Annotated in this window: 20 protein-coding genes; 10 read left to right on the top strand and 10 right to left on the bottom strand. The window is 69.5% G+C overall.

Translation table 11 applies throughout. From position 1 onward, the window contains the following. Positions 1-241 precede the first annotated feature (241 nt). The 3 genes from ACZ6ZD_RS00640 to ACZ6ZD_RS00630 all read left to right on the top strand — a co-directional run bounded on the left by ACZ6ZD_RS00640 (position 242) and on the right by ACZ6ZD_RS00630 (position 6013). Entirely contained in the window at positions 242-1051 is an 810-nt protein-coding gene (locus ACZ6ZD_RS00640; protein WP_465666920.1) for a hypothetical protein, read from the top strand. A 91-nt stretch (positions 1052-1142) separates the two neighbouring features. Beyond that, the gene (locus ACZ6ZD_RS00635) at positions 1143-2645 is read left to right on the top strand and encodes a family 43 glycosylhydrolase (RefSeq protein ID WP_465666918.1); all 1503 of its coding nucleotides are present in this window, start codon (positions 1143-1145) and stop codon (positions 2643-2645) included. Between the two features lie 116 nt (positions 2646-2761). After that, positions 2762-6013 carry a DUF2961 domain-containing protein gene (locus ACZ6ZD_RS00630; protein WP_465666916.1) on the top strand — a complete coding sequence of 1084 codons (3252 nt, stop codon included), beginning with the start codon at positions 2762-2764 and terminating at the stop codon, positions 6011-6013. Between the two features lie 8 nt (positions 6014-6021). Here ACZ6ZD_RS00630 and ACZ6ZD_RS00625 read toward each other — a convergent pair whose 3' ends face one another. Then, positions 6022-6897: an alpha/beta fold hydrolase gene (locus ACZ6ZD_RS00625; protein WP_465666914.1), complete on the bottom strand. Its 876-nt coding sequence runs from the start codon at positions 6895-6897 to the stop codon at positions 6022-6024. 19 nt (positions 6898-6916) lie between these two features. Then, positions 6917-8332 (bottom strand): MFS transporter, encoded by a 1416-nt coding sequence (locus tag ACZ6ZD_RS00620; RefSeq protein ID WP_465666912.1) that lies wholly within the window; start codon positions 8330-8332, stop codon positions 6917-6919. A gap of 232 nt (positions 8333-8564) precedes the next feature. Here ACZ6ZD_RS00620 and ACZ6ZD_RS00615 point away from each other — a divergent pair, with 232 nt between their 5' ends. After that, positions 8565-9317, top strand: a complete 753-nt coding sequence (locus ACZ6ZD_RS00615; RefSeq protein ID WP_465666910.1) for a ParA family protein — start codon at positions 8565-8567, stop codon at positions 9315-9317. Here the strand turns inward: ACZ6ZD_RS00615 and ACZ6ZD_RS00610 are convergent. Further along, entirely contained in the window at positions 9284-10168 is an 885-nt protein-coding gene (locus ACZ6ZD_RS00610) for a DUF4349 domain-containing protein (protein WP_465666908.1), read from the bottom strand. The genes ACZ6ZD_RS00615 and ACZ6ZD_RS00610 overlap by 34 nt on opposite strands. 85 nt (positions 10169-10253) lie before the next feature. Further along, a complete protein-coding gene (locus ACZ6ZD_RS00605; protein ID WP_465666906.1) occupies positions 10254-12272 on the bottom strand; it encodes a DEAD/DEAH box helicase in 2019 nt (672 codons plus the stop codon). Between the two features lie 321 nt (positions 12273-12593). On the opposite strand from ACZ6ZD_RS00605, the gene ACZ6ZD_RS00600 reads away from it, so the two are divergent. Both ACZ6ZD_RS00600 and ACZ6ZD_RS00595 read left to right on the top strand, forming a co-directional pair. After that, on the top strand, positions 12594-13274 hold the full coding sequence (locus tag ACZ6ZD_RS00600) for a ferritin-like fold-containing protein (protein ID WP_465666905.1): 681 nt from the start codon (positions 12594-12596) through the stop codon (positions 13272-13274). 51 nt (positions 13275-13325) lie between these two features. Next, the gene (locus ACZ6ZD_RS00595; RefSeq protein ID WP_465666903.1) at positions 13326-14483 is read left to right on the top strand and encodes a glycosyltransferase; all 1158 of its coding nucleotides are present in this window, start codon (positions 13326-13328) and stop codon (positions 14481-14483) included. 63 nt (positions 14484-14546) lie between these two features. On the opposite strand, the gene ACZ6ZD_RS00590 is transcribed toward ACZ6ZD_RS00595, so the two are convergent. From ACZ6ZD_RS00590 to ligD, 4 genes are all read right to left on the bottom strand, one after another. After that, complete coding sequence (locus tag ACZ6ZD_RS00590; protein WP_465666901.1) at positions 14547-14819, bottom strand: GlsB/YeaQ/YmgE family stress response membrane protein; 273 nt, start codon at positions 14817-14819, stop codon at positions 14547-14549. Positions 14820-14965: 146 nt separating this feature from the next. Next, complete coding sequence (locus ACZ6ZD_RS00585; protein WP_465666899.1) at positions 14966-15193, bottom strand: DUF3107 domain-containing protein; 228 nt, start codon at positions 15191-15193, stop codon at positions 14966-14968. 152 nt (positions 15194-15345) lie between these two features. After that, positions 15346-15978 (bottom strand): TetR/AcrR family transcriptional regulator, encoded by a 633-nt coding sequence (locus ACZ6ZD_RS00580; RefSeq protein ID WP_465666897.1) that lies wholly within the window; start codon positions 15976-15978, stop codon positions 15346-15348. Between the two features lie 109 nt (positions 15979-16087). Next, positions 16088-17014, bottom strand: a complete 927-nt coding sequence (ligD, locus tag ACZ6ZD_RS00575; RefSeq protein ID WP_465666895.1) for a non-homologous end-joining DNA ligase — start codon at positions 17012-17014, stop codon at positions 16088-16090. Positions 17015-17057: 43 nt separating this feature from the next. On the opposite strand from ligD, the gene ACZ6ZD_RS00570 reads away from it, so the two are divergent. The 4 genes from ACZ6ZD_RS00570 (at position 17058) to moeZ (ending at position 24950) form a co-directional block, all read left to right on the top strand. Further along, the gene (locus ACZ6ZD_RS00570; protein WP_465666893.1) at positions 17058-17972 is read left to right on the top strand and encodes an alpha/beta fold hydrolase; all 915 of its coding nucleotides are present in this window, start codon (positions 17058-17060) and stop codon (positions 17970-17972) included. A 254-nt stretch (positions 17973-18226) separates the two neighbouring features. After that, entirely contained in the window at positions 18227-20851 is a 2625-nt protein-coding gene (locus ACZ6ZD_RS00565; RefSeq protein WP_465666891.1) for a Calx-beta domain-containing protein, read from the top strand. Next, entirely contained in the window at positions 20844-23621 is a 2778-nt protein-coding gene (locus tag ACZ6ZD_RS00560; protein WP_465666889.1) for a Calx-beta domain-containing protein, read from the top strand. Before ACZ6ZD_RS00565 ends, ACZ6ZD_RS00560 begins: the two co-directional genes overlap by 8 nt. A 138-nt stretch (positions 23622-23759) precedes the next feature. Beyond that, positions 23760-24950: an adenylyltransferase/sulfurtransferase MoeZ gene (gene moeZ, locus ACZ6ZD_RS00555; RefSeq protein WP_465666887.1), complete on the top strand. Its 1191-nt coding sequence runs from the start codon at positions 23760-23762 to the stop codon at positions 24948-24950. Here the strand turns inward: moeZ and ACZ6ZD_RS00550 are convergent. Both ACZ6ZD_RS00550 and ACZ6ZD_RS00545 read right to left on the bottom strand, forming a co-directional pair. Beyond that, complete coding sequence (locus ACZ6ZD_RS00550) at positions 24947-25735, bottom strand: maleylpyruvate isomerase family mycothiol-dependent enzyme (RefSeq protein WP_465666885.1); 789 nt, start codon at positions 25733-25735, stop codon at positions 24947-24949. The genes moeZ and ACZ6ZD_RS00550 overlap by 4 nt on opposite strands. After that, positions 25713-26372 carry a TetR/AcrR family transcriptional regulator gene (locus ACZ6ZD_RS00545; protein ID WP_465666883.1) on the bottom strand — a complete coding sequence of 220 codons (660 nt, stop codon included), beginning with the start codon at positions 26370-26372 and terminating at the stop codon, positions 25713-25715. Before ACZ6ZD_RS00545 ends, ACZ6ZD_RS00550 begins: the two co-directional genes overlap by 23 nt. Positions 26373-26445 lie beyond the last annotated feature (73 nt).

The following is a 26445-nucleotide window of genomic DNA, read 5'->3' as shown; positions in this document are numbered from 1 at the left end:
TTGTTACGAAGGGGTGGGTGGGGGTGACTTGGGGGTGGTGGGGTCGTTGGAGACGGGGAGGGGTCAGTGGCGGCGGAGTCAGGGGTAGTGGCGGATGATGGTGGTTGGTGTGGGTCGGCGGTGGGTGCCGGCGGTGGTGGCGGGGTGTGTGGCTTTGGTGGCGGCTGGGGTTTTGGTGGTGTTGCCGGAGCCGGGTGGGGTGGCGGCGGGGGCTGCGCCGGTGCCGGTGGCGGTTACGGGGGTGGCGGAGTCGGTTGCCGGGGGCAAGGGGCGGGGTAATGAGGAGTTGCTGGTTCGGGACGGGGTGCGGGTTCGGGTCAGTGGGCAGGTGATTGCGGCGCCGGGGCTGGCGCCGGTGTTCTGTCCGGCGCGGCCGGTGCCGGCGATCGCGCCGGCCAAGGAGGTGGCGCCGGTGTGCCCGGCCGGGTTGCGGGTGGCGTTGAAGAACGTCGACGTGGCGAAGCTGACCGGGCTGCGGACGGTGGACGGCGTGCAGGTCGGGCAGGCTGGGCTGGTCGGGGTCTGGCGGGCCGGGACGATCGACGTCCGGGAGCAGACCGGGCCGGTGCCGGGGCCGGAGGTGCGGTTCCCGGCGTTGCCGTGTCCGGAGCCGAAGGGCGGCTGGATGCCGAAGCCGGGCAATCTGGACAGTCCCGAGGTGACCAGGTTCCTGGAAAAGCATCGGGACCAGGTGTTCGGGCCGGTGGTGCACTACCCGTACGGCCAGGCGCGGTCGAAGCCGGTCGTGGTGCTGCTCGGCGTCGCGCATGGTGATCAGGCCGTGGTCCGCCGGCAGTTCGAGCAGGTGTTCAAGGGCAATCTGTGCGTCGCGCCGACCAAGCTCAGCGAGGGCGACAGCATTCGGCTGGCGCAGAAGGTCGGTGATCTGATGAGCCGCGCCGAGCTCGGGATCTACGGCACCAGCACGGCCCCGGACGGCGCCGCGGCGAACGTCCAGCTGCTGGTGTACACCAAGGCGGTGAAGGAGGCGCTGACGCCGATCGGCCTCGACCTCCTGCAGATGGAGCCGGCCGTCGAACCGGTGGTCTGAACGACCTTCGAGCAGGATCGAAACACCGGACGATTCGTCCCGCACCATGTCATCGTGGCCGCACGATCCGCGACCGTGAGGCTGGTGAAGGATGTCGAAACCGCTGTCCGGGCTGGTGCTGGCCGCGTCGCTGGTGGCTTCGGCGTTGGTGCCGATCACGAGCGAGGCCGCGCCCGTCCCGGCCGACTCCCGCTTCCAGGCGACCGAGACCCGCCCGACCAGCGTCCGGAACCCGATCCGCGAGAACGCCGCCGACCCCTGGATGGTCTTTGCCGACGGCAACTACCACCTGCTCTACACCCATGGTGACAAACTCGTCGGCGTCACCGCGCGATCGGTCGCCGACCTCGCGGCCGCGCCCGAGCAGACCCTCTGGCAGCCGCGGCCCGGCGAGTCCTGCTGCAACCTCTGGGCGCCGGAGATCCACCAGCTCGACGGCAAGTGGTACCTGTACTACACCGCGGACGACGGCACCGACGCCAACCACCGGATGTTCGTCCTCGAAGCCGACGCCCCGATGGGCCCGTACGCCTTCAAGGCCAAACTCGACACCGGCAACGAGCACTCGATCGACGGCAGCATCATGAAACTCCCCGACGGCCGCCTCTTCCACCTCTGGTCCAGCGGCCGCCCCGACGGTCAGAACCTGTACATCGCCCCGATGAGCGACCCGTGGACGATCAGCGGCCCGCCGTCCCTCCTCACCACCCCGGACCAGCCCTGGGAGCGGAACCTCCGCCGCGTCACCGAAGGCCCGGTCTCGCTGATCCGCGACGGCAAGATCTACATCTACTACTCGGCCAGCGCCTGCGAGTCGCCCGACTACGCGCTCGGCGTCCTCGAACTCACCGGCACCGACGTCCTCGACCAGGCGTCGTGGACGAAGTCGAGCGGCCCGGTCTTCAAGCGCAACGATCCCGGCTGGGCCTTCGGCACCGGTCACCACGGCTTCTTCACCTCGCCCGACGGCAAGGAAACCTGGATCGTCTATCACGGTGTGACCAGCTCCGGTGGTGCTCCCGTCGGCAGCTGCAGCGCCGGCCGCTCGGTCCGGATCGGCAAGGTCACGGACGACGCCGCCGGCAAGCCTCAGCTCGGCGTCCCGAAGGCGACCTGGCAGTCGGTCACGCTGCCGTCCGGTGATCCCGGCCCCGAGATCGTGGCCGCCGGCACCTACAAACTTGCGCCGCGCAACAACCCGGCCAACCTGCTCGAGGTCGCCTCCTGCTCGAACGCCGACGCCGCGAACGTCCAGGTCTGGACGGCGAACTCCGCACCGTGTCAGCGCTGGAGGCTCAGGTACAACGGTGACGGCTCGTACCGGCTGCTCGCCGAGCACAGTGGCAAGGCGCTCGACGTCGCGAACTGCTCACCCGCCAACAATGCCGACGTGATCCAGTGGCCGTACTGGGGCGGCGACTGCCAGAAGTGGTATCTCGATGCCCTGGGCAATGGCTACTACAAGGTGACCTCGAAGGTCGGCGGCAAGACCCTGGACGTCGCCGGCTGTGCGTCGCAGCCGGGCGCCGACGTCCGAGTCTGGCCGTACTGGCAGGGCGCCTGTCAGCAGTGGAAACTGGAGAAGGTCGGCTGAACCTTTCGACCCACGTCGAAGGACCCTTCGACGGAGATCGTAAGGATATCGATTTCCCAGCGGGTCGGATGAGACTCTCCTGACGGGAGTCCCATCCGCCCCTGAGGAGATTCACTGTGCTGTCCGGACGCTTTCGCCTGCCCGGCGTACTGCTACTGGCGCTCGCGCTGGTAGTGCCGACTGTCGCACCCGCGGCCGCTGCCGATGCGGCGGTGGTTGGGAAGGGCCCGGTCGGGTGGGAGAGCCTGCGGCAGCTCGATCGGCTGCCGTATCTGGCCTCGGGGACGAGCACTCGGCAGTACTCCGGGTTCGCGCGGGACGGGAGCAACAACGACGGGTTCGACGGCGCGTCCTCGTGTCTGCGGCAGGTCGCGGCCGGCTGCGTGATCGCCGAGGACACCGGCGCGGGCCAGGTCGACTCGATCTGGTTCACCCGGCTGCGCGACGGCGTCCCGGATGTGTCGGAAACCGGCACGATCACGGTCACGCTGGACGGGACGACGGTGCTGGACCGGTCACTGAAGGACGTGACCGACGGCAAGGTCGGTGCGCCGTTCGTGCATCCGCTGGTGGCGAACGCGGGGCAGTCCGGCGGTGGTTTCCAGATCAAGGTGCCGATGGCGTACCGGCAGTCGATGCAGATCGTCGTCCAGCGCAATCCGCTCTTCTTCCATGTGAACTTCCGGCACTTCCCGGACGCGGACGGCGTCACGACGTTCAGCCCGGCGGATCCGGCGCACGACGTCCTGGCGACGCTGCGCGCGGCCGGGACCCGCGACCCGAAGCCGGCCGCGAGCGGTGCGACGACGACCAGCCGGACGCATCCGATCGGCGCTGGTCAGGAGGTCGCCTTCGGCGCCCTGCAGGGGCCGGGTGCGATCAGCGCACTGCGGATGCGATTCGTCGGGGTGACCCCGTCGGACGCCGTCCTCGCGGGGCTGCGGTTGCGGATGTCGTTCGACGGCCGGACGACGGTCGACTCGCCGGTCGGGGAGTTCTTCGGCACCGGGCTCGGCGCGTACCCGGTGAAGTCGTTGATGTTCGCGGCCGATCCGGCGCCGGGCGGCTGGTTCACCACCTGGTGGCCGATGCCGTACCGGAGCTCGGCCGCGGTCTCGCTGGTCAATGCGAGCGGGGTGGCCGTCGGTAATGTCGAAGTTCAGCTGACGAGTGCACCGGACACAAAGTGGAGCACTGATCTCGCTCCGGGCGGATCGGCCGCCTATTTCACCGCGGAATCGCGGTCCGGGAAGACGGACTTCGGCGCCGACTGGATGGTCGCGGATCAGCAGGGGCGCGGGAAACTGGTCGGCGTCGTGCAGACGATGGAGGGGACCGACCGCGGTTACCTCGAAGGTGATGAGCGCATCCATCTCGACAACGCCCTGTCGCCGCAGCAGCACGGCACCGGGACGGAGGACTTCTACGAAGCCGGCTGGTACTTCGCGGGCGGCCCGTACAGCGTGGCGTTCACCGGCAACACCGCACACGAGGTCGGCAAGTTCGGGTGTGCCCAGGAGTGCGACGCGGTCTACCGGCTGCTGGTGACCGAGGCGATCTCCTACGACTCGTCGCTGCGGTTCGGCATTGAGCACGGGATGCAGAACGACTGGTTCGCCGACTACGGCTCGACCGCGTTCCTGTACACCCAACCGACCGCGAGCACCCGCGAGACCGATGCCATCGACCTCGGTGACCCGGCGTCGCGCACCGCGCATCAGTACGCCGACAGCGGGACCGAGCACACTCTGCAGAGCGTCGTCGAGGGCGATCTCGACTACCTGCAGCTCACCGATCAGGTCCGCGACGGGCAGGGATCGATCAGTTTCCGGCTGACGGTCGATGCCGGCAATCAGGGCGTGCTGCTGCGCCGGATCGCCGACCAGGCGAGGTCGTACCAGGAGGCGGCGGTCCGGGTGGACGACGTCCCGGTCGGCACCTGGCGGCAGCCGCTCGGGAACCCGAAGATGCGCTGGCTCTCCGACGAGTTCCCACTCCCGGCCGCGACGACGGCCGGCAAGAGTTCGGTCAAGGTCACCATCACGCCGGTCGGCGGCGCCCCGGCCTGGACGGCGGCACACTATGTTGCCGCGAGCATCGTTGCCCCTTACACCCCATCGACCGCGCCAGCCGCTCCGACAGGGCTCACGGCGACGGCTCGCGATCACTCGTTGCTTCTGAACTGGACTCCGGTGCTCGGGGCAACGGAATACCGGATCTACTCGGCAACGACCCCCGACGTCCCGCTGACACCGGCGAACCTGGTCGGAACGTCTCCCATGCAGGCCTTCTTGCACAAAGCACTCAAGGGCGGTCAGCAGCGGTTCTACCGGGTCGTCGCCGTCGATGTCGGCGGCAACGTCAGTACGGCAGGCTCAGTTGCCGGGACGCCGAAGATCTCGACCGTCTCGGATGTCGATGCCGACGGCAAGGACGACATCGTCAGGTTCACGCGCGGCGCGCAGGCCGGTGTGTACGTCGCGAAGTCCACCGGGGCGGCTTTCGAGGGGACCGACAAGCTGTGGCGCGGCTCGTTCGCGATCGGCGCCGAGATCCCGGCGACCGGCGACTTCAACGGCGACGGGCGGGACGACATCGTCACCTTCACCCGAGGCGCCGCGCAGGACGTCTGGGTCGCGTTGTCGAACGGCGTCGACGGGTATCTGCCCGCCACCAAGTGGCACGATCATTTCGCGCTGGACGGCGAGATCCCGATGGTCGGTGACTTCAACGGCGACGGCAAGGACGACATCGTCACCTTCAACCGGGGAACGGCCAACGAGGTCTACGTCTCGCTGTCCGACGGCAGCCGGTTCGTCGAGGACAGCTGGCAGTGGCACACCGACTTCGGCTGGCCCGGCGAGCTGCTGGACGTCGGTGACTTCGACGGCGACGGCCTCGACGACATCGTCACTTTCACCCGCGGTACGGCGGCGAGCGTGTACGTCGCGCTGTCGGACGGGAAATCGTTCCTGGGGAAGGGCTGGAAGTGGCACGGCCACTTCGCGATCGAGGCCGAGACCCCCGACGTCGGCGACTACAACGGCGACGGCCGGGACGACATCGCGACGTTCACCGGCGGCGCCGATGCCGACGTCTACGTCGCGCTCTCGACCGGCACGGGTTTCATCGGGGACGGCGATGTCTGGCACAACGACTTCGCGCGTCACACCGAGGTACCCGGCAGCGGTGACTTCGACGGCGACGGTCTTGCCGACATCGTCACCTTCACCCGGGGCGCCGAGGCTGACGTCTACGTAGCCCGCTCCAACGGCCACCACTTCACTCCCGACCCGCAGGCCCAGCGATGGCACGCGAACTTCGCCCCGAATATCGACTGGCCGGCCCCCTCCGCCCTACGACCCTGAACGCCCGTTCAGTCGGTGCTGAAGCGGCTGTGGTCGTGGAAGAACTCGACCAGGAACCGTGCGGTGGCGGCGGGCTGCTCGATGGCAGGGGAGTGGGCGGCGTCCCGCACCATCTGCGGTTCGATGCCGAGGCGCGCGGCCACCTCGTTCTGGACGGTGATCGGCCAGCCGTCGTCGCTCTCGCCGTACAGGACCTGAGTGCGGACGCCGGCCTTCGCCAGCCGGTCCGTCTGGTCCTCGGCGTCGGTCAGCCGACGGGTGATCTCGGCCAGACCCTGCGGGGTGTTGCTGGTGAAGCGCTTGCGCAGGAAGGCAGCGATCTCGTCCGGCGGTGCGACGTACCCCGGGTGCTTGACGTCGTGCTCCAGCTTCAGGTCGTAGACCTGCTCGATCGGCAGGTTGTCCAGACCGAACGAGAGCATCTGCAGCGGCTGCAGCTTCGACTCGTCGGTGAACGCGGCCGGGCCCGAGCAGAGCAGAGTGAGCGTCGAGAACACCGACGGGTCGGCCAGCACGGCCTCCCGCGCTACGAGCCCGCCGAAGGAGTGGCCGACCAGCTGGCTGTAGCCGCCGAGCGCCGTACTCATCGCCACCACGTCCGCACCCAGCTCCGCCAGCGTGTACGCCGAAGCGTCGGCCGGGCCAGGCGTCTCGTATTGCCCACGCTGGTCGACTGCGACCGTCCGCCAGCCGTAGCGGGCCAGGTGGTCGACCAGCGGGGTGAAGTCCTCTTTGCTGCCGGTCCAGCCGGGGACGAGCAGGACCGTGCCCAGCGGCGTACCAATGTCCGGCGTCGCCATCAGGGTCGCGAACGACCCGCGGTCGGTCTCCAGCGTCGCTGGGTGAACCCCGTCCGGCAGCGTCATGGTGCGTGGCGTACTCACAAGTAAAGAGAGTAGCCGCTCAGTCGGTGCGGACCAGTTTGGCTGTTGCGACGGCGAGTACGGCGAGGACTGCGATGCTCATCACGATGGCCAGCTGGACGCCGTTCGTGTACGCGTCGCGGGCGCTCGCCAGCAGGTCCTGGGCGGCCGGTGCGGCCAGCTGGTCGGCTGCTGCGATCGCTCCGCTGATGGTGTCCCGTGCGGACTCCGGCGTCCCGGCTGGAACGGCTACTGCGGCACGGTAGACCGCTGTGACCAGGCTGCCACCGATGGCGATGCCCAGGGCCATGCCGAGCTCGGTGCCGGTCTCGCCCATGCCGGATGCGACGCCGGCTCGTTCTGGTGGCGCGCTGCTCACGATGACGTCGTACGTGAGGGCCAGAACGACCTGGATGCCGAGGCTGACCACTGCGAGCCCGACGACGGTCGGTAGGCGACCGGCGGCACTCATCAGGATCAGACCGGGGATGGCGGTCGTCAGACCCAGCGTCATCGCGGTGCCGGCGCGGAGGTGCCGGACGACCCAGGGCGCGGCCAGGGTGCCGACGATGCCGGTCACCATCATGGGGAGCATCCAGAGACCGGCCTCCAACGGGGACATGCCGAGGACAAGCTGGAAGTACTGGACGGTGAGGAACTGGAGTGCGGCCAGCACGTACAGACCGAAGGTCTGGGCGCCGAGCGAGGCGCTGAACGCGGAGCGGCGGAACAGCCGGAGGTCGACCAACGGCTCTGGCAGGCGGAGCTGCCGGCGTGCGAACAACCAGCCGAGGAACAGACCGCCCAGTGCGATCGCCAGCGTGGCCAGGCTCGGCTCACCCTTCGCGGTCTGCTTGATCGCGTACACCACCGCGACGATCGCGGCGATCGACAGGACGACGCTGGGGAGGTCGATCCGGCCCGCCTTCGCGTTGCGGAACTCGGGCAGCAGCAACGGCGCGGCGATCAGTAGCAGGACGAGCGGCGGGATGGCGAGCAGGAACACCGAACCCCACCAGAAATGATCGAGCAGCACACCGCCGACCAGCGGCCCGGCCATCCCGCCGACCATGAAGTTCGTCATCCAGATCGCGATCGCCAGCCGTCGCTGGCCGGGATCCTGGAACATGTTGCTCAACAGCGACAGCGTCGACGGCATCAACGTCGCTCCGGCCAGACCCAGGGCCGCCCGGGCGCCGATCAACAGCGCCGGGGACGTCGCGAACGCCGCCACCACACTCGCGACCAGGAACCCCGCCGCACCGATCATCAGTAACCGGCGCCGCCCGATCCGGTCCCCGACCGTGCCCATGGTCACCAGTAACCCGGCCACCACGAACCCGTACACGTCAACAATCCACAGCAACTGCGAAGAACTCGGCGCGAGATCCGCACTCAGAGCGGGCGCGGCGAGATGCAGCACCGTCGCATCCAGCCCCAGCAAGATCGTCGGCAACGCCAAGACCCCGAGCCCAACCCACTCCCGCCGCCCGGCTCGACCATCAGCCCCGCCCCGGGCTGCTCCTGGCGCTCGGCTGGTGGCGTGGTCTTGGGGTGCTTCGCCGGCGTCGGGCTGGTCAAGGCAGTCGGCTCGAGAGGTCATGGGTAAGAGCCTGATAGTTCAAGGACGCTTGAGGTCAAGGGGTGCGGGTGCGGTGCGGTGTTCCGCGGTGCGGCACAATGGCGGGGTGCCGAGGACTCTGGCGGTGGCCAACCAGAAGGGCGGCGTGGCGAAGACGACCACGGTCGCGACGCTGGGCGCTGCGCTGGCGGAGCTGGGGCAGCGGGTGCTGCTGGTGGATCTGGATCCGCAGGCGTGCCTGACGTTCTCGGTGGGGATCGATCCCGAGGATCTGGACAAGTCGATCCACCACGTATTGCTCGGCGGCGTGCAGGCGCGGGACGTGCTGATCGAGTTCGACGACGGGCCGGATCTGCTGCCGGCGACGATCGAGCTGGCGACGGCCGAGGTGCAGCTGGCGCGTGAGAGCGGTCCGGAGCAGATGGTGCGGACGGCGTTGCGGCCGCTGCGGCCGGCGTACGACTGGATCATCGTCGACTGCCCGCCGACGCTCGGGCTGCTCATGGTCAACGGGTTGTCGGCGGCGTCCGACGTCCTGATTCCGTTGCAGTGCGAGACGTTGGCGCATCGCGGGGTCGGTCAGCTGCTCGACACCGTGTACGACGTCCAGCGGCTGACCAACCCGGGGCTGCGCGTGCTCGGCGTCCTGCCGACATTGTACGACGGCCGGACGACGCACGCGCGCGCGGTGCTGGAGACGATCGCCGACACCTACGAGCTGACGGTGCTCCAGCCGGCGATCCCGAAGTCGATCCGGTTCGCCGAGGCGCCGGCGATCGGCGAGACCATCCTCGCCACGGCGCCGGCGTCCGCGGGGGCGAAGGCCTACAGAGCGCTCGCCGGCGGTTTGCTCGGCTGACGCCGCGCCCGCCAGCGCCAGACCGGTACGCCGATCAGCGCGAGCAGGACGATGAACGGGAGCATCGCGCCGAGCGCCGTCGCCAGTGCGGCGAACGTCGCGGTGAACGCGCCCCAGCCGCCCTTCAGCCCGGCGAGGAAGCCGCGATCGTCGTCGTCCTCGACCGGCGCCTTGCCCTTCTCGGCCAGCGTCAGCGTGAGCGTGGCCAGCTCGGTCTGCAGTGCGAGGTTCTTCTGTTTCGCGAGCAGCGCCTCGAGGTCCGCCTCGCGCCGGGTCAGCTCGGACTCCACCGACACGATCTCGCCGACGGTGTTCGCTTTCGCGAGCAGCGCGCGCATCCGGTCCAGGCTCGCGCGCTGGGTGCGGATCCGGCTGTCCACGTCGACGACCTGCTCGGTGACGTCGGCGGAGTCCTGCTGGATCCGCAGCCGCTTGCCCAGCTCGGACAGCCGCTGGATCGCGGTCTCGAAGCCGGCCCCCGGCACCTTGATCACCAGGTTGACGGTGGTGATCTGACCGTTCGGATCGCCGTTGGTGTTCTCCGAGGCGATCTGGCCCTTCAACTCGCCGACGATCGCGACCGCGCGCTGCCGCTGGGCCTCCACGTCGTCGGCCTCGACCGTGAGCGATCCGGTCTTGATGATCGCCCGCGTCACCGACGGCTGGGCCGCCGGCTGACTCTGGTCCTTCTCCGCGGCGGGCGCCTGCACCCCCTGCGGCTTGGCCTGGCCGCCTACCGCACTACCGGTGTCGGCCATCCCGCTGCTCTCGCTACTGCCGCCGCTCGCGCCGCACCCCACCAGCAGTACGACGCCCGCAGCGAACGCCACCGCACCCCTGAACCGCCTCATCACCCAGCCCCTCTCGCGTGGTTACGTGCGAGGGACGCTCCACGAGAGGCCGGGTGTTGCAGGTCGTAGGTAACGCTTTGGTCAGTTACTCCGGAGCGCTGAAGAGCGGTGTCGTGACACTCGCCGGAGCCTCGGCCGCCTTCTTCCGCGCGCGCGTCCGCTTCACCGGCTCCTCGGCCGGGGCCTCGAACACCTTCGCCGCGGCCGCGGTCTTGGCCGGCTTCGCAGCCGCCGTCTTCCGGGCCCGCTTCGGCTTCTCCTCGGCCGCGGCTTCGGCCGGAGCCGCCGCCTCGACGGGGGCAACGGCCTTCTTCCGCGTCCGCTTCGGCTTCTCCTCGACCGGCGCCTCGGCGACGACCTCGGCCTCGGCCGGAGCCGCCTTCTTGCGAGCCCGCGTCCGCTTCACCGGCTCCTCGGCGGCCGGCGCCTCGGCAACAGCCTCGGCCGGCGCCGCAACAGCCTTCTTCCGGGTCCGCGTCCGCTTGACCGGCTCTTCGGCCGGAACCTCAACCGGAGCCTCGACGACAGCCTCGGCCGCCTTCTTCCGCGTCCGGCTCCGCTTCGGCTGCTCATCGACGGCGTCCGCCGCCGGCGCCTCGGCAACTGCTTCGGTGGACTCCGTGGCGGTGGCTCGCGTCCGCGTGCGCGTCCGCTTCGGCTTCTCCGTGGCGACGACCTCGACAGCGGCCTCGGCCGGTGCTTCGGCAACCGCCTCGACCGGGGCCTGGACGACGGCGTCCGCACCGGACCGGCGGTTGCGGGTCCGCTTCCGCGGCTTGCGCTCGCTCAGGGCCTCGACGGCCTCGGTCGCGGGCGGTACGTCGGTCTTCGCGGTGACGTCGGCGCCCTCTTCGAGCGGCTGCCCGGCGCGGGTGCGCTTCCGCGTGCGGCTCCGGCTGCGGCGCTTGGAGCCGCCGCCCTCGCCGTCCTCACGGCGGGCCGGCCGGTCGGCGCGGGCCTCTCGGGGCTGCTCCTCCCGGGCGACCTTGATCCGGCCCTTGGCGTCGGTCGGGATGCCGAGGTCGTGGTACAGCTCGGGCGACGTCGAGTAGATCTCCTGCGGGTCCGGGTAGGGCAGGTCGAGCGCCTTGTTGATCGTCTTCCAGCGGGTGACGTCGGCCCAGTCCACGAAGGTGACGGCGATCCCGCTGGCCCCGGCGCGGCCGGTGCGGCCGATCCGGTGCACGTAGGCCTTCTCGTCCTCGGGGCAGGTGTTGTTGATGACGTGCGTGACGCCCTCGACGTCGATCCCGCGGGCGGCGACGTCGGTACAGACCAGGACGTCGATCTTGTCACCGCGGAACCGGGTCAGCGCGCGCTCGCGGGCCTGCTGGTTCAGGTCGCCGTGGATCGCGGCGGCCTTGAAGCCGCGGTCCTGCAGGTCGTCGGTCAGCCGGGACGCCTCGCGCTTGGTCCGGCAGAAGATCATCACCCGGCCGCGGTCCTCGGCCTGCAGGATCCGGGCCACCACCTCGGGCTTGTCCAGGTCGTGCGCGCGATAGACGAACTGCGCCGTCGCGGGCACCGTCTGGGTGTCGTCGTGCGACTCGGCCCGGATGTTCAGCGGGTGCCGCATGTGGGTGCGGGCCAGGCCGATGACGGCCGACGGCATCGTTGCCGAGAACAACATCGTCTGCCGCAGCTCGGGCGTCTTGCGCAGGATCCGCTCGACATCGGGCAGGAAGCCCAGGTCGAGCATCTCGTCGGCCTCGTCCAGGACGAGCACCTTGACGTGGCTGAGGTCGAGGACGCCGCGGTTGGCCAGGTCGAGCAGCCGGCCGGGGGTGCCGACGACGACGTCCACGCCCTTCTTCAGCGCGTCCAGCTGCGGGTCGTAGGCGACGCCGCCGTAGATGGTCAGCACGCGGACGGTGCGGACGGTGGAGGCGACCTCGAGGTCCTTGGCGACCTGGATGGTCAGCTCACGGGTCGGGGTGACGACCAGGGCCTGCGGCTTACCCGGGGCGGCCAGCTGCTCGTAGTCGGCCTCGCCGGGGGAGATCGTGCGCTGCAGCAGCGGGATGCCGAAGCCGAGCGTCTTGCCGGTCCCGGTCCGGGCCTGGCCGATCAGGTCGGTGCCCATCAGGGCGATGGGGAGCGTCATTTCCTGGATGGGGAACGGCTCCACGATGTTGACGCGCTCGAGCGCGTCGCAGATCTCGGGCAGGACGCCGAGCTCTCTGAAGGTGGTCAGGCTGATCGCCTCTCACATGCTTGTACGGACAGTGGCCGGGCGCCGGAGGCTGTGAAGCCTCGTCAGAAGAGGCGCGGGGACACTGTGCAAGCACCTCGCACCAGCGTGCCCATGTGGGCGCGTCACCGGCGAATCACGCACCAGTGTAACGGCAACGTGCGTCAACTCCGGTGCGTGTGGTTTGCGCCACTGTTGTCCAGCCGCCCTCGGAGCCGGATAGGGTGCCGCTTTATGGAGCAGACGGCCTTCGACGATCCCGCCTACCGGGCCGCGGCGGTGGACCTGCTGGGAGTCCTCGCGTACGGCGAGCTGACCGCCTTCGAGCGGATGGCCGAGGACGCCAAGCTGGCGCCGACCCTGAACGACAAGGCGGAGCTCGCCGCACTGGCGACCACCGAGTTCGGACATTTCCAGCAGCTGCGCGACCGGCTCGTCACCCTCGGGGTGGACCCGATGGAGGCGATGCAGCCGTTCGTCACGCCGCTGGACGCGTTCCACGACCACACCGCGCCGTCCGACTGGCTGGAGGGCCTGGTCAAGGCGTACGTCGGCGACGGGCTGGCCAACGACTTCTACCGCGAGATCGCCTCGTTCGTGGACGCCGGGACCCGGGCCCTGGTGCTCGAGGTGTTCGCCGACTCCGGACAGGCCGAGTTCGTGGTGGACCGGGTCCGGGCCGCCATCGAGGAGGACCCGAAACTCGGCGGCCGGCTGGCGCTGTGGGGCCGCCGGCTGGTCGGTGAGGCGCTCAGCCAGGCGCAGCGGATCGCCGCCGACCGGGACTCCCTGGCCGCGCTGCTGGCCGGTAGCGTCGACCGTCCGGGGCTCGATTTGGCCGCCATTGGCCGAATGTTCACCAGACTGACCGAGGCCCACACCGCCCGGATGACTGCACTTGGCCTGCAGGCCTGATTTCATACGTCCGTTCGCTGTCCGCGGGGGTCTGACGCCGGAGCCTGCCCTATGACACACCGCCCGATCCGTTTGGGCCTGTACTCCGACACCCTGGTGCCGCGCGCCGACGGTGTCGCCGTCTCGCTCGAGGCGGCTGGGACCGCTTTGCTCGAGCTCGACGAGCTGGAGCTGGAGGTGGTCGCGCCGTACAAGAGCAAGAACAACAGCAGCGCGCTGCCGATCCGCTCGGTGCCCGGTATGGACCTCCGGGGCCGGGACTACCGGCTCGGTACCTGCCTGCCCGGCCACAAGCCGGAATACGACGTCATCCACGTTCACACCCTCGGCCCGGTCGGCGTGGGCGGTCTGTACGCCGCCTGGCGGCGCAAGATCCCGCTGGTGCTGACCTGGCACACCGACATCGAGGCCTACCAGGAGCACTACGCGGAGATCCGGCTGGCGATCTGGGCGGCGGGCAAGGCCTGGCGGCTCGGTGTGGGCGCACCGCGGGGCTACCAGGCCAAGAGCAGTGAGGTGCAGAACCTGCTGCGTGCTGTGGACCTGGTGATCGCACCGACGGCCAAGGTGGAGCACAGCCTCAACGAGCTGGGCTGCGAGGCGCCGACCGCCGTCCTGCCGAGTCCGACGCTGCCACTGCCGGCGCCCTCGGTCAGCTCGGACGAGATCCGCCGTACGCTCGGCCTCGGCGCTGAGGATCCGATCGTGCTGTCGGTCGGCCGGCTGAGCGGTGAGAAGAACGACGAGCTGTTGCTGCGGATGTTCGCGGAGTTGGTCGCGAAGCGCCCGGACGCCTGTCTGGTCCTGGTCGGTGGGTACGGCGGCCGGGTCACCCAGCTGATCGAGGACCTCGGCATCTCCGAGCGGGTCCGGATGCCAGGCGTTCTGCCCCGTTCCGACCTGGCTGGGTACTACGCGGCAGCGAGCGCGGTAGTGATCTGCTCGGTCACCGAGACCCAGTCGCTGGTCGCCCACGAGGCCGAGGCGGCCGGCTGCCCGCTGATCGTCGTCGACCCGTGGCTCTACCGCGGTCACGAGGAGACCCGGACGTTCGCACCGGCCGAGCCGGCCGGGCTGGCCGACGTCGTCGCCCGGTCCTTCCGGACGCCGGACCCGGCGCGGCCCTGGGCGCCGCGCTACCGGCCCGAGCCGCGCGAGCACGCCGAGAAGCTGCTGGCCCTGTACGAACAGCTCGCCAGCCGGGTCTGAGACGCACAACGGCCGCCTGCCCCGGACTGCGGGGACGGCGGCCGTCGTGTGCGCGGTACTGCGTCAACTGGTCTTCGGTTTGCGTCCCGCGATGATCGCGATCACGATCGCGGCGCAGATGATCTGGATCAGGTACTGGATCCAGTCCGGGCCCGGAGTGTCCTTGATACCGAGGAAGTAGGCGATCAGACCACCGATGAAGGCGCCGATACCGCCGCCGAGGATGGTCCAGCCGAGGCTGATGTTCTGTTTGCCGGGGAGCACCAGTCGGGCCAGCGGCCCGAAGATGACGCCTGCGAGCAGACTGACGATGATCATCCAGATCCAGTAACCCACGGTTCCTCCTTGTGAGGGGTTTCGACCTGCGCCCCGATCTGGCGCCCCGTAGCTACCAGACCACCTTGACGCAGGTCTCACCGCACATGGTGCCCATGCAACCGGATTCCGGAACCCGGACACGCGCGGGCGTGTCCGGAACGGGATCAGATCGCGCCGAAGCCGACCTTCCGGATCGAGACCTCACCGATCTCGACGTACGCGAGCCGGTCCGCGGGCACGAGCACCCGGCGGCCCTTGTCGTCGGTCAGCTGCAGCAGGTTGCTCTTGCCGCTGAGCGCGTCCGCGACCAGCGTCTGCACCTCGTCCGGGCTCTGCTCGCTTTCCAGCACCAACTCGCGATTGGCGTGCTGTACGCCGATCTTGACCTCCACGAAACCCTCCGGGCACGATCCGACCGGCGGCTCTCGCCGGTGACGGTTCGAGCCTATCCGCTACCGTCGGCGAGCTCTCACCCGTCCGCCCAGAGCAGAACGTGTCAGCTGTCAGACCGCGGACTGTGTCAGCCGTCGCTGCGCGGACTGTGTCAGCTGTCGCTGCGCGGAAACCCGCGGATCCCCCGCCAGGCCAGCGAGGCGACCAGGTCGGCCGCGTGCTCCTGGGGCAGGGAGGTGCCGTCGCCGACGGCCAGCCAGTAGCGGGCGCTGACCTGGGCCATGCCGACCAGGCTGACCGCCAGCACCATCGACTGCTCGTGGTTCAGCCCGGCGTCCGCGCTGATCACTTCGGAGACGGCCTCGGCGCAGGCGTGGGTGACGCGGTCGACGCGCTCCCGGACGGCCGGCTCGTTGGTCAGGTCGGACTCGAAGACCAGCCGGAAGGCGCCCTGGGCGTTGGCCACGTAGTCGTAGAACGCGTGGATGGTCGCCGCGACCCGCAGCTTGTTGTCCTCGGTCGACTTCAGCGCGTCCTGCACGGAGGCGACGATCGCCTCGCAGGAGGTGTCCAGCAGCGCCAGGTAGAGGTCGAGCTTGCCGGGGAAGTGCTGGTACAGGACCGGCTTGGAGACGCCGGCCCGGTCGGCGATGTCGTCCATCGCGGCGGCGTGGTACCCGTTCGCGACGAAGACCTCCTGGGCCGCCTCCAGCAGTTGCGCGCGGCGGGCCAGCCTGGGCAGGCGGCTGCCGCGTTTCGGTGCGGTCTCCGGTGTCGTCGACACGTCGGGCTCCTTCGGTGGTGCGGGGCCGCGCAGCAGGTTCGGCCGCCCGGTCGTTCCCCGAATCCTACCCACCGGTCCTCCCGGTCAGTAGCTTCCCCGCCGATGCCGCTTACTCCGGGAGCGGCCGCGGGTCGTCGTACAGCTCGCCCAGGACGTCGCCGTACGCCTCGATCCGGGCCAGGACGTCGTGCGGGAGGAAGCGCAGATCCTCGGGCTCGGTCGCGCCGGCCACCTCGTCCCAGTCGATCGGCGTGGAGACCCGCGGCTCCTCGGCGCCGCGCAGCGAGTACGGCGCGAGCGTGGTCTTGGCGCTGGCGTTCTGGCTCCAGTCGATGAAGACCTTGTCCGGCCGCAGTGCTTTGGTCATGTTCGCGGTCACGTTCTCCGGCAGCGCCTCGGCCAGCTGCTCGGCCAGCTGTTTGGCGAAGGCGCTGGTCCGCCGGGACGACGCGGGCTCGATCGGCACGTACAGATGCATGCCCTTGTTGCCGGACGTCTTCGGCCAGCCCTCGAGCCCGTAGTGGCCCAGCAACTCCCGCAGTGCCAGCGCGACGTCGCAGCACTCGACGATGGTCGCGCCGGGCCCAGGGTCAAGGTCGAACACGATCAGATCGGCCTGCGGGTCCGCACCGTGCTCGGACTGGCCGATACGCCACTGCGGCACGTGCAGCTCGAGCGCTGCGAGGTTGGCGAGCCAGACGACGGTCTGGACGTCGTCCGCGACCACGAAGTCCGCCTCGTCGCGACCGGTCGAGCTGCCGGGCGTCGGTAGCGTCTCGGTGCGCACCCAGGCCGGAGTGCCGCGCGGAGCGTTCTTCTCGAAGAAGTACGCCGCCGCCGTGCCGTCCGGCCAGCGCTTCCGGGTCAGCGGGCGGTCCGACAGGTGTGGCAGCAGCAGTGTGGCCACCTGGTGGTAGTAGTCGATCACCTCGGCCTTGGTGAACCCGGTCTGCGGGTAGAGGACCTTTCCGAGGTTGCTGAGCTTCAACGTCTGCCCGTCGACCTCGGTCGTCAGTTGCTGCGGCGCGGCTGCCATAAGTCCCAGTCTCCACCGCCGAAGTCGTCCTAACATGGCTTTTGTGGAGAGTTACGGGGCAGTAACCGGCGCTGATGCGCCGCTGGAGACACAGGAGTGGCCGGCCCGGCAGGTGCCGGTCGCCGGGGTCGACCTGCTCGTCAGGGACGTTCCCGGCGCCGCGGCGGACCTGCCGCCGGCGCTGTACGTGCACGGTCTGGGCGGGTCGTCGCTGAACTGGACGGCGCTCGGGCTGCTGCTCAACGACACCACCCGCGGTATCGCGCCCGACCTGCCCGGCTTCGGCCGGACGCCGGTCGCCGGGACGACGGGGATCACCGAACAGGCCGACGTCCTGATTGAGCTGCTGGAGCGCGAGTTCGACCGGCCGGCCAACGTGTTCGGCAATTCGATGGGCGGCGCCGCTGCGGTGGCGCTGGCGGCGCGGCGTCCGGATCTGGTCGCGTCACTGACGCTCGTCTCACCTGCGCTGCCGCATCCGCGGGTGTCGGCCAGCGCGCTCTGGTTCGCCGCTCTCGCGACGCCGCGGCTCGGGCCGGCTGTTCTGAGCCGGACACAGCAGCTGCCGTTCGACCGGCGGTTCCAGGCGTCGCTGTCGATGGTGTTCGGCGATCCGCGGACGCTGTCACCGGAGGTGCGGGCGGCGTACGAGGCGGAGCTGCACCGGCGCGACACCGATCCGTGGGGGATGCAGGTGACCACCGAGGCCGCGCGCAGCATCCTGTGGTCGTCGCTGGCGCTGCCGCGGCGCTCGCTGTGGGCCGACGCCGCAGCGGTGGAGTGCCCGGTCCTGCTGGTGTACGGCGGGCGCGACCGTCTGGTCGATCCGCGCATCCGGGCCAAGGCGCAACGCACCTTTCCGGACGCGCGTCTGCTGTACCTGCCGCGGTCGGGCCACGTCGCCCAGATGGAACACCCGGAACAGGTGGCCCGGGCGTTCCGCGAGATGACCGGGTAACCGTGTCGAACCTGTCGCGCGACTGAGATCTGGTTGAGCGGCGGGTCCGGTCAACTTTCCTCTCGCCCACGAAGTCGGACCAGCGGTCTGCTTCGTCGAATTTCGAGAGGACAACTGTGCGGTTTTTCGACAGATTCACCCGAAGCCTGTCGGTGGGGACGGTCGCACTACTGGGGGCGGGGTCGATGCCGGCGCCGAGCGCCGCGGCCGCCCCTCCGGATCCGCCTTCCATTGCCAAAGGCAACAATTGGGTCGTGCAGGAGGTCGCCGGCGGTTATCGCGTCTCGGTGCACCTGGACGCGCCGGTGCCGATGCGCGCGGCACTACCGCTTCTGGCCGCCGACGGCGTCTCGCTGGGCCCGGCCCGGCAGTCGCCGGACGGGCGCAGCCTGACACTGATCACTACTGACAGCACCGTCCGGAACGCCAAGAACATCCGGCTGCTCCAGCCGGGGGAGCAGGGCAAGAGCGGCCGCAGCCGGGCCCTCACCGGCCCCGCCACCGACCCCTACTGGCTGAACCCGCGCACCGGCCCGTTGCTGGCGGACGACCCCGGCAAGCCGGGCAAATACCAGGTCCAGACCTCGGAGTACGACCTCGGCGCCGAGGCGGTCTACCTCCCTGGCATCGAGCAGAAGTCCGAGGTGGTCGGCAAGGTCTACGCACCGGTCGGTGCGACCGGCAAGCGGCCGCTGGTGATCTTGCAGCACGGCCGCCACCAGTTCTGTTACGGCACCAAGGAGGCACCGACCGACATCCCCTGGCCGTGCGCGAAGGGGACCAAGCCGGTTCCCAGTTACCGCGGGTACGACGGCGCCGCGAACGCGCTGGCCAGTCACGGGTACCAGGTGGTGTCGATCAGCGCCAACGCGATCAACGCCTGGGACTTCGATGCCTACGACTTCGGCGCGCAGGCGCGGGCCGAACTGATCCTCGAGCACCTCGCACTGTGGAAGAAGTGGTCGACAGCCGGCGGTGGTCCGTTCGGCGCCAAGTTCGTCGGCAAGGTCGATCTGCAGAACGTCGGCCTGATGGGGCACTCCCGGGGTGGCGAAGGCGTCGCCCGCGCCGCGGTGCTGAACTCCGACCGTGGTGGCGAGTTCGGCATCCGTGCGGTGCTTCCGCTGGCGCCGGTCGACTTCGCCCGTTCAACGGTGCCCGGAGTCGCGATGAGCGTGCTGCTGCCGTACTGCGACGGCGATGTGGTGGACCTGCAGGGGCAGAAGTTCTACGACGACACCAGGCACTCCGTCACCGGAGACCGCGCGGCGCGGTCGACGGTCACCGTACTGGGCGCCAACCACAACTTCTTCAACACCGAGTGGACGCCGGGGCAGTCCGAGGCGCCGTCGTCGGACGACTGGTACGGCGCGCCGGACGAGAAGCCGTGCGGCGCGAACTACGAGGGCCGGTTGCGGCCCAAGGAGCAGCAGGCTGTCGGCACGGCGTATCTCGCGGGCTTCTTCCGGCTGCAGTTGGGGCACGAGAAGCAGTTCCTGCCGCTGTTCGACGGTTCTGACACCCGTGCGGCCTCCGCGGGCAAGGCGGTTGTCCGCGTGGTCGCCCAGGCGCCGTTGGCGTCGCGCCGCGACATCAACCACTTCGACAAGCCGCTGCCGGCGGAGGCGATCAGTGGCAAGGTCACTGCGACGGTCTGTGCCGGCGCCACGATGAAGGATCAGGGCAAGGCCGCCACGCAGCCCTGTCTGGAGAGCGACGGCGGCACTGACTCACCACACTGGACGACGAACTACTTCGCCGCCAGCACACCGACGCTGGCCGTGACCAAGCTGTCTTGGACCGACCGAACCGGGGTCGTGCGGATCAACCTGCCGGCGAAGCAGCGCGACGTCCGCAAGTACGCCGCTCTGTCGTTCCGGGCCGCTCCTGACCCGACTGGCGCGCCCCAGACGGACCTCAGTGTCCGAGTGGTCGACGGCCGCGGACAGGCCGCCGTCGTACCGGTGTCGGCCGTCAGCGACGCCTTGACCCGGCTGCCGGGTAGCAACGCGCAGGGGCTGCCGAAGAACCTGCTGCGAACGGTGCGGATCCCGCTGTCGTCGCTCAAGGGCGTCAACCTTCGAGACGTCCGGGCGGTGGAGCTGCGGACCGATCGGGTCGCCCAGGGCGCGGCGTACGTCAGCGACCTGACGTTCTCGTCGCCCGGCGTCGGCGTCTCGGCGCCGGCCGTGACGCTGCCCAAGCTCTCGGCCTCGAACGTCGGCGAGATCAAGGAAGGCGACACGGGTACCCAGTCGGTCGACTTCACGGTGACGCTGAGCCGGCCGAGCGCCCGGCCGGTCACGGTGTACGCCGAGAGCACCTTGCCCTGGGAGTCGTCGGCAATCGGCGCGGTGGCCGAGAAACTGGTCTTCAAGCCCGGGCAGGTCCAGCAGAAGGTGACCGTGCCGATCATCGGCAACACCCGGGATGCCGCCGACGTCGCACAGTTCTCGCTGGCGCTGTCGGCGCCGCGGGAGGCGCTGCTCGACCAGTCCTTCGGACGGGGCTCCGTGGTCGACGACGACCCGACTCCGACGCTCACCATCGGAGACGTGACGATCGTCGAGCAGGACGGCGACGTCGCGTTCCCGATGACCTTGTCCGCGCCGAGCGACCGGATCGCCTTGGTCAACGGCGTGCTCAAGGACGGGACGGCCGTCCTCGGGCAGGACTACAGCAGCCTCGCGCCGCCGCCGGAGGTCCGGATCGACGGCTACGTCTGGCAGGGCGAGACGAGTGGTCAGGTGACAGCCCGGGTGCTCGACGACGGCGTCAAGGAAGCGACCGAGACATTCACCGCGGAGCTCGACGTGGCCGAAGGCGGAGCGATCCAGCTGCCGCTGAGCCTGACTGCCACGATCACCGACAATGACTGAGAGGAAGACCGTGCGAGTTGCCGGCAGATTCACGAGATACCTGTCGCTGGGGATGGTCGCAGTCCTCGGAGTCGGGCTGATGACGGCGCCCGTCGCCGCCGCGGTACCGGCGTCCGTTGTGCAGGGCGAAAAATGGGACATTCGCCCGGTCGCCGGGGGCTACCAGGTGTCGCTCAGCCTGGACGCTCCGGCGCCGATGCGCGCTTCGGCGCCGCTGCTGGTCGTGGACGGCGTCCCGATCGGTGTCGCCAAGCAGTCGCGGGACCGGCGCAGCCTGTCGCTGGTGACCACCGACAGCGCCGTCCGGAACGCCAAGAGCGTCGAGCTGGTCTGGTCGGGAGACCTGGGCAAGCTGAACCAGAAGGCGGCGCCCCGCGCTCTGGAGGCCGGTACGACGGACGCCTACTGGAACAAGGCCCGGCAGGGTGCTCTGCTCAAGGACGACCCGGGCAAGCTCGGGAAGTACCAGGTCGAGACGTCGGAGTACAACCTCGGTGACGAGGCGGTCTACCTCCCCGGCATCGAGCAGAAGTCCGAGGTGGTCGGCAAGGTCTACGCACCGGTCGGTGCGACCGGCAAGCGGCCGCTGGTGATCTTCCTGCACGGCCGGCACGAGTACTGCTACGGCGACGCGACAGGCCCGGTCAGCGACAAGCCGTGGCCGTGTCCGAAGGGCGCCAAGCCGATCCCGAGCTACCGCGGCTACGACGCCCCGGCGAAGGCGCTGGCCAGTCACGGCTACCAGGTGGTCTCGATCAGCTCGAACGCGATCAACGCGTACGACGGTGATGTGTACGACCTGGGTGCGCAGGCCCGCGGTGAGCTGGTGCTCGAGCACCTGGCGCTGTGGAAGAAGTGGTCGACCTCCGGTGGCGGACCGTTCGGCGCCAAGTACGTCGGCAAGGTCGATCTGAAGAACGTCGGGCTGATGGGGCACTCGCGCGGTGGCGAGGGCGTCGCCCGCGCGGCAGTCATCAATGCGGACCGCGGCGGCGAGTTCGGCGTCCGTGCGGTGCTGCCGTTGGCGCCTGTCGATTTCGCGCGTTCCACGGTGCCGGGAGTCGCGATGAGCGTGCTGCTGCCGTACTGCGACGGTGACGTGTCGGATCTGCAAGGGCAGAAGTTCTACGACGACACCAGGCACTCCGTCACCGGGGACGGCGCTGCGCGTTCGACGGTGACTGTTCTGGGCGCGAACCACAACTTCTTCAACACCGAGTGGACGCCGGGCCAGTCGGTCGCGCCGTCGGGTGACGACTGGGGTGGTGAGCCGAAGGCGACCTGCGGCGACCGGACTGTCGGTCGGCTGAAGGCCAAGGAGCAGCAGGCCGTCGGAGCGGCGTACCTCGCTGGCTTCTTCCGGCTGCACCTGGGCAACGAGAAGCAGTTCCTGCCGCTGTTCGACGGCTCTGACACCCGTGCGGCCTCGGCGGGTAAGGCTGTCGTGCGAGTGGTCTCGCAGGCGCCGCTGGCGTCGCGCCGTGACGTCAACGCACTCGACAAGGCGCTGCCGAAGGGTGCGGTCAGTGGCAAGGCCACTGCGACGGTCTGCGCCGGTGTGAAGCCGCCGGGGGTAGCCGAGGCTGCGGCCGCGCCCCCCTGCCTGGTGACCGAGGGGTGGGGCGACTCGCCGCACTGGGAGCCGGCAGCTCTTGCTGGGCGGACGCCGAGCCTGGCGGTCACCAAGCTGATCTGGACGGCCAAGACCGGGGTCGTGCGGATCAACCTGCCGGCGAAGCAGCGCGACGTCCGCAAGTACGCCGCTCTGTCCTTCCGGGCCGCCCCGGGCACGCTGGGCACGCTGACGACCGACTTCAGCGTCCGAGTGGTCGATGGTCGCGGCAAGGTGGCCGCCGTCCCGGTATCGAGTGTCAGTGACGCTCTGACGCGTCTGCCGGGCAACCTGCAGCTGGGACTGCCGAAGAACCTGCTGCGGACCGTGCGGATTCCGCTGACGTCGCTGAAGGGCATCGACCTCCGGGACATCCGGACGGTCGAGCTGCGGACCGACCGAGTGGCTGCTGGCGCGGCGTTCGTCAGCGACCTGGCGTTCTCGTCGGCTGGTGTCGGTCTGTCGGCTCCGGCCACGCTGCTGCCGAAGCTGTCCGCATCGGACGTCAAGGTCAAGGAGGGCGACAAGGGCACCAAGCTGGTCGACATGTACGTCCGGCTGAGCCGCCCGAGCCTCCGCCCGGTGACTGTGTACGCCGAGACCACACCGTCGTTCGAATCGACGGCCGTGGGCGATGTGCACAAGACGCTGGTCTTCAAGCCCGGACAGGTCAAGCAGAAGGTCACCGTGCCGATCACGGGGAACACCCGGGACAGTGCGGACGCGAAGTTCTCGCTGGTGCTCTCCGCGCCGAAGGAAGCCCTGCTGGACCACTCCTTCGGCCAGGGGCTGGTGCTCGACGACGACCCGACGCCGACGCTGACGGTGGGCAACGTGACCACCGTGGAGAAGAGCACGGACGTCCGGATCCCGATCAAGCTGTCGGCGCCCAGTGACCGATTCGTCACGATCAGTGGGACGGTCAAGGACGGCACCGCCATCCTGGGGAAGGACTACCGCGGCCAGAACGACCCGCCGGACCGCTCGATCGACGGGTACGTCGAGCCGGGGAAGACCACCGGCGACCTGTACGTCGGGATCGTCGACGACAAGGTCAAGGAGGCGACCGAGACGTTCACCGCGGTGATCGGCACGGTCGAGGGGGCCGACATCAAGCTGCCGGCGACCGTCACCGTGACGATCACCGACAACGACTGATCCGTTCGCCAGGTGAGACCCCAGTCCCGGGATTCGGACCCGGGCTGGGGTCTCCGCGATTGTGCGGGAACATGGGAGACGGGCCGATGGTTGAAACCCAGACCGCCCGCCTGAACCCCACACCCCAGGAGCCGACACGTGTCACTGCCACCGCTGGTCGAACCGGCCGACGAGCTGACCATCGACGAAGTCCGCAGGTACTCGCGGCACCTGATCATCCCCGAGGTCGGGATGGCCGGCCAGAAGCGGCTGAAGAACGCCAAGGTGCTGGTGATCGGCGCCGGCGGCCTCGGCAGCCCCGCGCTGCTCTACCTGGCCGCGGCCGGCGTCGGCACGCTCGGCATCGTCGAGTTCGACACCGTCGACGAGTCGAACCTGCAGCGCCAGATCATCCACGGCCAGTCCGACGTCGGGAAGTCCAAGGCGCAGTCGGCCAAGGAGTCGATCCTCGAGACCAACCCGAACACGAACGTCGTCCTGCACGAGACCCGGCTGGACAACGACAACGTCTTCGAGATCTTCGAGCAGTACGACCTGATCGTCGACGGCACCGACAACTTCGCCACCCGCTACCTGGTCAACGACGCCGCCGTCCTGCTCGGCAAGCCGTACGTCTGGGGCTCGATCTTCCGCTTCGACGGTCAGGTGAGCGTGTTCTGGGCCGAGCACGGCCCGTGCTACCGCTGCCTCTACCCCGAGCCGCCGCCGCCCGGCATGGTCCCGTCCTGCGCCGAGGGCGGCGTCCTGGGCGTGCTGTGCGCGTCGGTCGGCGCCGCACAGGTGACCGAGGCGCTCAAGCTGCTCACCGGGATCGGCGACCCGTCGCTCGGCCGGCTGAACATCTACGAGGCCCTCGACCTGAACTGGCGCACGCTGAAGGTCCGCAAGGACCCGAACTGCGCGATCTGCGGTGACAACCCGACCGTCACCGAGCTGATCGACTACGAGAGCTTCTGCGGCGCGATCACCGAGGAGGCGGCCGACGCGGCCGCCGGCTCGACGATCTCGGTCAAGCAGCTCAGCGAGTGGATCAAGCTCAAGGACAACGGTGAGAAGGACTTCCAGCTGATCGACGTCCGGGAGCCGAACGAGTACGAGATCAACCGGATCCCGGGCTCGGTGCTGATCCCGAAGGCCGACTTCCAGACCGGCGTCGCGCTGGAGAAGCTGCCGCAGGACAAGCAGCTGGTCTTCCACTGCAAGTCCGGCGTCCGCTCGGCCGAGGTACTCGCGATCGTCAAGGGCGCGGGTTTCGCCGACGCCGTCCACGTGGGTGGCGGCGTGGTGGCCTGGGTCGACCAGATCGACCCGAGCCAGCCTGCGTACTAGAAGGGCATTCGGCATCCGGCGACCGCTTCGGCGGCCGCCGGGTCGCCGGTGACCACGGGCTCGTCGTCCCGGCCGGAGAGCGTGCGCATGTAGGCAACGGCGTCCACCTGAGCGTGGCCGATCGGCGTACCCCGGCCGAGCCGGTACGTGGCACCGCCCGCGCCGGTCAGCTCGACGACGACCGCGGGTCGGTCACCCCAGAACGGGCCGTCGACGACGTCGTACATGACCTGCTCGATCAGCTCGGTCGCGTTGGGACCGGGGTCGAACGGTCGGTCGAGGGCCTGGCAGACGTCGTCCCGGTGCATCCACAGATCGCGGGCGAGCAGGATGTCCTGGACGTAGCCGAGGTCCATCGAGAAGCCGGGGATCTCGTCGATCGACATCCGAATCCGGCGGAGCAGCGCCGGGTTCGTGAGGATCTTCCGGGTCGCCTTCGCCCAGCTGCGGTCGAAGGCGAGCCGCAGCTCGGCCGGCGGTGTGCCGCGGTGCTCGTCGGCCTGCACCATCATGTGCGCGTCGAACTTCGGGGTGCCGGGGTAGGTCCGTTTCGCCTTGCGGAGCCGGCGCGGGAACGACCACGGGATGTTCACGTCCTCCGCCTGGCCGATCAGGTGCCCGGCGATATCCGCGACGTCCCACTCGTCGCAGACGGTCTGTCGATGCCAGTCGTCGCCGTCGATCGAGGCGAGCAGTTCGTTCCAGGCCTGGAGCTCGGCGGCGCGGTGCTCAGCGCAGCGTGGGCGGTCGGTCCGGCTGATCTCAGCCGCTGCTACTGCTTTCATGATTCCCCCTGGTCGGTGCGTAGTACTGGTAGAACATGTCGAGCGCGACCGGCATCAGCCGGACATAGCGGCCTTCGTCGTACGAGGCGTTGGGCTCGTTCGCGATCTGCTGGGCGATCACGCCGCCGGTGATGGACGTGTAGAGCGCGAGCCCTTCGTCGCCGGCTGCCTCCGGGCGCAGGATGCCCTGGTCGACGCCGGTCTGCAGGTGCCGGCGGAGGTCCTCGAGCGCCTCCTGGGCCGGTGCGTAGGCCGCGGGGCTGGGCTCGAAACCCGGGACCGTCCGCCAGAACAGCAGCTGGGAGTAGACCTGGTGTTCGAGGCACCAGCGGGTGAAGGCCCCGACCGAGACCAGGTCGAGCTCGCGGGGGTCCTCGGTGTCGGCCTCGGCGTGCGCGGCGCGGCGCGCCTCCCGGATCAACTCACCCCCGCGCTGGAACAGTGCGTCGTAGATGGCAGCCTTGGACGGGAAGTACTGGTAGAGCGACGGCGGGCGCATCCCGAGCCGGCGCGCCACCGCGGACAGGCTGAGCGCGGCGACGCCCTCGGTCTCCATCAGCTCGATGGCGACCGCGAGGATCTCCTCGATCGTCTCCTGCCGGCGCCGGGTCCGGCGGTCCAGTCCGGGGTTGCTCATAGGGTTTAGGAAAACCTAACGGCGTTAGGTAAGTCAATACCCCATAGGGAAGTCCCTGCGGCTTGTCCCCGGC

The organism is Kribbella sp. NPDC104218 (genome assembly GCF_055584105.1).
This window is presented reverse-complemented; position numbering and strand designations above follow the sequence as displayed.

Coding starts and splice junctions, on each gene's coding strand:
- ACZ6ZD_RS00635 (WP_465666918.1), top strand. CDS start 1,143: ATGTCGAAACCGCTGTCCGGGCTGGTGCTGGCCGCGTCGCTGGTGGCT.
- ACZ6ZD_RS00610 (WP_465666908.1), bottom strand. CDS start 10,168: ATGAGGCGGTTCAGGGGTGCGGTGGCGTTCGCTGCGGGCGTCGTACTG.
- ACZ6ZD_RS00605 (WP_465666906.1), bottom strand. CDS start 12,272: ATGACGCTCCCCATCGCCCTGATGGGCACCGACCTGATCGGCCAGGCC.
- ACZ6ZD_RS00600 (WP_465666905.1), top strand. CDS start 12,594: ATGGAGCAGACGGCCTTCGACGATCCCGCCTACCGGGCCGCGGCGGTG.
- ACZ6ZD_RS00595 (WP_465666903.1), top strand. CDS start 13,326: ATGACACACCGCCCGATCCGTTTGGGCCTGTACTCCGACACCCTGGTG.
- ligD (WP_465666895.1), bottom strand. CDS start 17,014: ATGGCAGCCGCGCCGCAGCAACTGACGACCGAGGTCGACGGGCAGACG.
- ACZ6ZD_RS00560 (WP_465666889.1), top strand. CDS start 20,844: ATGACTGAGAGGAAGACCGTGCGAGTTGCCGGCAGATTCACGAGATAC.
- ACZ6ZD_RS00550 (WP_465666885.1), bottom strand. CDS start 25,735: ATGAAAGCAGTAGCAGCGGCTGAGATCAGCCGGACCGACCGCCCACGC.
- ACZ6ZD_RS00545 (WP_465666883.1), bottom strand. CDS start 26,372: ATGAGCAACCCCGGACTGGACCGCCGGACCCGGCGCCGGCAGGAGACG.